At 38.8% G+C, this 6,753-nt stretch carries 6 protein-coding genes and 1 pseudogene; all 7 read left to right on the top strand.

What is annotated here, in order from left to right; genetic code table 11:
• Positions 1-246: 246 nt before the first annotated feature.
• Complete coding sequence (locus tag ETF27_RS10690; RefSeq protein WP_130828692.1) at positions 247-1,119, top strand: sigma-70 family RNA polymerase sigma factor; 873 nt, start codon at positions 247-249, stop codon at positions 1,117-1,119.
• 378 nt (positions 1,120-1,497) lie between these two features.
• Entirely contained in the window at positions 1,498-2,628 is a 1,131-nt protein-coding gene (gene glf, locus ETF27_RS10685; protein ID WP_130828693.1) for a UDP-galactopyranose mutase, read from the top strand.
• Entirely contained in the window at positions 2,625-3,701 is a 1,077-nt protein-coding gene (gene gmd / locus ETF27_RS10680) for a GDP-mannose 4,6-dehydratase (RefSeq protein ID WP_130828694.1), read from the top strand. The genes glf and gmd overlap by 4 nt, the downstream gene beginning before the upstream one ends.
• Before the next feature lie 34 nt (positions 3,702-3,735).
• Complete coding sequence (locus ETF27_RS10675; protein WP_130828695.1) at positions 3,736-4,947, top strand: GDP-L-fucose synthase family protein; 1,212 nt, start codon at positions 3,736-3,738, stop codon at positions 4,945-4,947.
• Positions 4,948-5,029: 82 nt separating this feature from the next.
• The gene (locus tag ETF27_RS10670) at positions 5,030-5,713 is read left to right on the top strand and encodes a plasmid pRiA4b ORF-3 family protein (RefSeq protein ID WP_130828696.1); all 684 of its coding nucleotides are present in this window, start codon (positions 5,030-5,032) and stop codon (positions 5,711-5,713) included.
• Between the two features lie 85 nt (positions 5,714-5,798).
• Positions 5,799-6,185 (top strand): ISAon1 family transposase N-terminal region protein, encoded by a 387-nt coding sequence (locus tag ETF27_RS10665; protein WP_130828697.1) that lies wholly within the window; start codon positions 5,799-5,801, stop codon positions 6,183-6,185.
• A pseudogene (locus ETF27_RS10660) lies at positions 6,151-6,693 on the top strand (ISAon1 family transposase); the annotation flags it as partial. The gene ETF27_RS10665 and the pseudogene ETF27_RS10660, both read left to right, overlap by 35 nt.
• Between the last annotated feature and the right edge of the window lie 60 nt (positions 6,694-6,753).

Here is a 6,753-nt window from a genome sequence, read left to right as displayed (position 1 = left end):
AAGCTAAATCCGTATAAGACAGTTTATTTCATCAAGGCAAGCAATAGGATTAGTGAGGTTTTGAATGGATTTTCTATAATAGCAAAGATCGTTTTAATTATATAGTATTATTTAACTTATATTTATACGAGAAGCAACAAAATAAAACGAAAAAAATTGGATTTATCAAAAAATATTTGTATCTTTGCAAGTCGTTTTTGTGCAAGTAGAAAATCCCAATAATTTTTTAGGAGGAAAATTAAATCAATGAGACAACTTAAGATTTCAAAAAGTATTACCAATCGTTCCAGTGAAGCACTTGATAAGTACTTGGTAGAAATTGGTCGCGAACCTATGATTACCGTTGATGAGGAAATTGAGTTAGCTCAAGAAATTCACAAAGGCGGGAAGAAGGGCGAACGAGCTAAGGAAAAACTAATCAAGGCCAACCTTCGATTTGTAGTTTCCGTGGCAAAACAATATCAACATCAAGGTCTCTCACTTACAGATTTGATTGATGAAGGCAACATTGGTCTTGTCAAAGCAGCAGAGAAATTCGATGAAACACGTGGTTTTAAGTTTATCTCTTATGCCGTGTGGTGGATTCGCCAAAGCATTTTGCAAGCGATAGCTGAGCAAAGCAGAATCGTGCGGCTGCCACTCAATCAGGTAGGTGCCATATCTAAAATCAATCAAGTTACAAACGAGTTTGTTCAAAAGTACAATCGGCGTCCATCTATTCACGAGTTGGCTGATTTGACCGGCATCGACGAAGCAAGGATACGCCAGAGTCAGAGTGCGGACAATCACCACATGAGTATCGATGCACCATTTAGCGATGATGATGACAATTCCATGAGCGATATGCTTGCTTCCGGTGATGATTCTCGCACTGATAGAGGCGTAGATTTTGAATCAATGTCCGATGATCTTAAGGCTGTATTGCAAAACACACTTAAGGAGCGAGAAAGAAAGATTGTTGTAGAGTGTTTTGGAATAGGCTGTCAAGAAAAAGGCTTAGAAGAAATAGGTACAGAAATGGCACTAACAAGAGAGCGTGTAAGACAAATTCGTGAAAAGGCGATAGAGAAGATAAGAGAAAGTGGGAACGCAAGAGTGCTTATGAAGTACTTGGGATAACACATATTGACTCTACTTAGTATAATCGGAATAATTCGTAGGAGGAGACACTCATCATAGACGATGACCTCCTACGTTTTTGCGTCCATTATATTTCCTTACAACTTTATTAGTCGGTAATAAAAAAGCGATAGCTTTAAGTTTTCGGAAAAAAAGCATTTTTATTGGTTCTTTCATTATTTATTTTTATCTTTGCACCTAATAATATAATATTTAGTCAATAACAGTATGCAAGGGTGTGTGGCACAAAATAAGCAGAATAAAAATAAAAAACTTTCCATCACGGAAAATCATCTTATTAACATTCGAATACATTATTGACAAAAAATAGTTTCAGATACTACATAATCATTTGTTGAACTATCATATTTTTTTTACGTGAATCAATACGATTATCTTATAGTAGGTGCTGGCTTGTTCGGTTCAATGTTTGCGCATCAGGCTACTCAAAAAGGAAAAAGATGTCTTGTAATTGACAAGAGACCGCAGTTGGGTGGTAATCTATATTGCGAGTTTAAGGAAGGAATAAACATTCACAAGTATGGAGCTCACATCTTTCATACAAACAGTAAATCCGTTTGGGATTTTGTAAATTCCTTGGTGGAATTTAACCGCTTTACCAACTCACCAATAGCAAATTACAAAGGTAAGTTATTCAATCTTCCGTTTAACATGAATACTTTTTATCAAATGTGGGGAGTAACAACCCCGGAAGAAGCGGAAATGAAATTGAATGAACAGCGTGCCGATGCCATAAAAAAAATGCACGCAGATGGTGTGCTTCAACCGAGGAACTTGGAGGAACAGGCTTTAACACTGATAGGAAAGGACATCTACGAGAAGTTAATAAAAGGCTATACGGAAAAACAATGGGGACGAAAATGTATAGAACTTCCTGCTTTTATCATCAAGCGGCTGCCCATTCGTTTAGTTTTCGACAATAATTACTTTAACGATTGCTACCAAGGTATTCCCAAAGGCGGATATAACAAACTTATTGAAGCCTTATTGAAGGGCGTTGATACGAAAATAAACACTAACCTTTTCGATGACAAAGAGAAGTGGCTTGCAAAAGCAGATAAGATTGTCTTTACCGGGAAGATAGATGAGTTCTATGAGTATCGGTTCGGAAAACTTGATTATCGTACCGTCAAGTTTGAAGAAGAAATCATCGAAAAAACAAACTATCAAGGTTGCGCAGTGGTTAATTACACCGATGAGGCTACACCCTACACACGCATCATCGAACATAAACATTTTGAAATGTTTGGTCAAGATGTGGAGCGGTGCCCCATAACTATCATTTCAAAAGAATACTCTACAGAATGGAAATCGGGATTAGAACCTTACTACCCGGTAAATGACGAGAGAAATAATGCACTATACCTAAAATATAAAAGACTTGCCGATAAAGAGAAAAATATAATTTTTGGCGGTCGTTTGGCAGAATACAAATATTATGATATGGCACCAATTGTAGAAAAGGTGCTTAAAATGGAAATAAAGTGACATCAAGAAAAGTAGCACTGATTACAGGTATTACCGGGCAAGATGGAAGTTATCTTGCTGAATTTTTATTGGAAAAAGGCTATGAGGTTCATGGACTTCTACGCCGCAGTTCATCTTTCAACACACAAAGAATAGAGCATCTGTATTTGGATGAATGGGTTCGCGACATGAGAAAAGAACGACTTGTGAATCTGCATTGGGCAGATATGACCGATTCATCATCCCTTATCAGAATTATTGGGGAAGTAAAACCAACAGAGATTTATAACCTCGCCGCCCAAAGCCACGTAAAAGTAAGTTTTGAGGTGCCGGAATATACGGCAGATACCGATGCGATTGGAGTGTTAAGATTATTAGAGGCGGTAAGAATCTGTGGACTGGAGAAATCTTGTAGAATTTATCAAGCAAGCACATCCGAATTATTCGGTAAGGTTCAAGAAATTCCACAAAAGGAAACAACGCCTTTCTATCCACGTTCTCCATACGCGGTAGCGAAATTGTATGGATATTGGATTATTAAGAACTACCGCGAGAGTTACGATATGTTCTGCTGTAACGGCATACTTTTCAATCATGAAAGCGAAAGGCGTGGAGAAAATTTCGTTACCCGGAAGATTACATTAGCTGCAGCACGCATCTCACAGGGATTACAAGAAAAGCTCTATCTTGGCAACCTAAACGCCCTCCGTGATTGGGGATATGCAAAAGACTATGTAGAATGTATGTGGCTGATACTTCAACAAGAAAACCCACAAGACTATGTAATTGCCACCGGTGAATATCACACTGTCAGAGAATTTGCCACACTCGCTTTCCAACACGTAGGTATTCAATTGCTATGGCAAGGTGAAGGCTTGAACGAAAAAGGTATTGACAAGGCGACAGGTAAGGTCTTAATCGAAGTTGACTCTAAATATTTCCGACCAGCAGAAGTAGAACAACTCCTTGGTGATCCTACCAAAGCTCGGAAAGAATTAGGTTGGAATCCGAGGAAAACAAGTTTTGAGGAACTCATCAAAGTAATGGTAGATTATGATGTAGAATACGTTAAAAAACCTCATTTCAAGATATAAATTATAGAATAAACATAATCATATAATGAAAGCAATGTTGATAGATAAAAATTCTAAAATTTATATAGCAGGTCATCATGGATTGGTTGGATCTGCCATTTGGAATAATCTAAAACAGCGTGGATACAATAATCTTATAGGAAAGAGCCATGCTGATTTAGATCTGACCAATCAACAGGCTGTTGAGGATTTCTTTATTCAAGAGCATCCGGATGCAGTTGTTCTCGCTGCGGCTTTCGTAGGTGGCATCATGGCAAATAGTTTATATCGCGCTGATTTCATAATGCAGAACATGATGATTCAGTGCAATATCATCTCGTGCGCATTCAAATATAAAGTAAAAAAGCTTCTTTTTTTAGGCTCTACGTGCATCTATCCCAAAGGAGCTCCTCAGCCAATGAAAGAAGACGCGCTTCTTACATCTCCCTTAGAATACACAAATGAGGAATATGCAATAGCCAAGATAGCAGGACTAAAAATGTGTGAAAGTTATAATTTACAGTATGGAACAAACTACATTGCCGTTATGCCAACTAATTTATATGGACCTAACGACAACTTCCATTTGGAAAACAGTCATGTCATGCCTGCGATTATGCGCAAAATATATTTGGCAAAGCTGATTCATAATCAGGATTGGAATGCCATTTGTATCGACATGAATAAACGACCGATTAATCCCGTGCCAGCTCTTGCTAAAAAAATTGGAACTGATAACATTGATGGAAATTCTTCCAAAGAAAGGATTCTTAACGCACTCGCATTCTATGGCATCGAGGATAACAAAGTTACTCTGTGGGGAACCGGTAGTCCATTAAGGGAATTTCTTTGGAGTGAAGATATGGCAGATGCTTCCGTTCATCTTTTGCTCAATGTTGATTTTAAGGACGTCATTGGAATTGAAAAGTATTCTTCAACATTCTTCGGTACTTCAATAGATGGCAAGGTAGATCGCAACAATAGTGATGGACGCGGAGGAGCCATTCCTGCATTGGGCGAAATTAAGAATTGCCACATCAACATCGGCACTGGTAAAGAACTAACTATAAGGGAACTTTCGCAGCTTATTGCCAAGACCGTAGGATTTAACGGGGAGATAGTTTGGGACCGCAGTAAACCCGATGGAACTCCAAGAAAACTCATTGATGTTTCAAAACTTCACTCCTTAGGTTGGAAACATAAAGTTGAGATAGAAGACGGCGTGAAAAGGCTCTACGAATGGTATAAGCACACATTACTGAATTAATAGAATAGATTGGAATATTCAAGATATATCATTACCTAATAAGTCATCTGATTACATCTTTACAATAAACTCTAATTAAATTATGAGGAAAAAGAAACATACTGAACCATTTTTGTCAAACCGGCAATTATCAGAAAAAGAATTCTCAGAATTAATAGAAACAGTTAATCTACTCATAGATCAATCATCGAAATATTTCAAAAGAAATAAGCCGAAATTAGCCGGTAAAAAAGGATTAAAACTTACTTACCAATTCAAGATAAAGTTGCGCGGAATCTCAAAGCCCCCTGTATGGCGCCGTGTTTTGGTACCTTCGCATTTCACATTCTCAGGTTTGCATGCAGTCATACAAGTGGCTTTTGGGTGGTATAATGAGCATTTGTATTGCTTTGGAGATACTGCCTACAGCAACGTGCTCAACATAGCAGAGGCAGTAGAATATGACGAGCCAGATTATAATGCAAGGACATTCACAATAGGTGAATACTTTGGGGACGGAACCATAAATCGAAAGTTATGTTATGTTTACGATTTTGGTGATGACTGGATACATGATATTGAAATTGAAAAAATCTTGAATGAAACGTCAGAATATGCTAAATGCACAGCTTCAAAGGGGATAAGCCCCGAAGAAGATTGTGGTGGAATTTGGAGCTATAATGAGATGAAGGAAGCTGGTGAGCTTGTAGATGACTGTTTCAACATTGAAGATATTAATTATACTTTGGAAACCGTTCCGCCCATAGGTTTTGATCCAATTGAATAATAACACCAAAGGAATTTCAATGGCTCAGTAGAAATATCCTGGGGAATAATTTGTTATTTATCTTAATAATTCCGACCTTCGCATCATGGAAGAAAATATGTTACGCACCTTGGCAGCTCTTGTGTTGCCCACTCAAATATTAGAGTTTTTTACTATTGTTTCTGTCCGTAAGGTCGGATCAGAGTTTCATATTAGTCTTGACGAACGTATGGACAAGACTTTGTCGGATGATGCCAACTTCGAGTCCAAAGGGTTCATGGAAGCTGTTAATATAACTGACTTTCCGATCCGAGACCATAAGGTTATATTGAAAATTCGTCGCAGACGATGGACGGACTTGCGCACAGGCAAGAGCTTTACGCTTCCCATCGCTTTAGACATGGTAGCTCAGGGCACTCGTTACTCCAAGGAATTTGGAGCTTTTTTAAAAGAAACGTATGGAGACATCCCCCGTGACCTGCCTTACGCTTGAGGATTTCTATCATATTGACGGACATACATTTGAGAAACAATACAAGGAAGTTCTGAGCGGCTTCCGTCAATGGGACCAGGCAGAACATGCCGACGAGTGGCTTCTCTTTCCTGACAACATCGGATCCTCTTTGGCTATTGATGAAACTTCACTGTCTAACGGCGAACTGTACACTTTCGTGACCAACCGTGCAGCAAGGACACGGGAAAGAAGTCTCGTGGCAGTAATTGCAGGTACAAAGTCAGAAGATGTCATAGCAGTACTGGATAGGATTGATGAGGAGAAACGCTCCTCTGTTGAGGAAGTCACTCTGGATCTGTCCGACTCTATGCGCAAAATAGTCAGAAGGTCGTTTCCCAATGCCAAGCGTGTAATCGATAGGTTTCATGTACAAAAGTTAGCATGCGACGCCGTATAGGAATTGCGTATCAAGCACCGCTGGGATGCAATACAGCAGGCAAACGACGAGATGGAGGAGGCAAAACTCTGCGATGAACCATACAGCCCGGTACTGTCCTATAAAAGTGTGTAAGCTCCTTTTTTCTTATCTTTGTATTTGAAAACTATA

It is taken from the genome of Prevotella brunnea (assembly GCF_008016795.1).
Classification (GTDB): Bacteria; Bacteroidota; Bacteroidia; order Bacteroidales; family Bacteroidaceae; genus Prevotella; species Prevotella brunnea.
Note: the sequence above shows the minus strand (reverse complement) of the source record. Positions and strands in the feature narration are given on the sequence as shown.

What these genes read in the sequence shown, in the direction of transcription:
- ETF27_RS10675 (WP_130828695.1), top strand. Translation starts at nt 3,736, where the DNA reads ATGTTGATAGATAAAAATTCTAAAATTTATATAGCAGGTCATCATGGA.
- ETF27_RS10665 (WP_130828697.1), top strand. Translation starts at nt 5,799, where the DNA reads ATGGAAGAAAATATGTTACGCACCTTGGCAGCTCTTGTGTTGCCCACT.
- ETF27_RS10690 (WP_130828692.1), top strand. Translation starts at nt 247, where the DNA reads ATGAGACAACTTAAGATTTCAAAAAGTATTACCAATCGTTCCAGTGAA.
- ETF27_RS10670 (WP_130828696.1), top strand. Translation starts at nt 5,030, where the DNA reads ATGAGGAAAAAGAAACATACTGAACCATTTTTGTCAAACCGGCAATTA.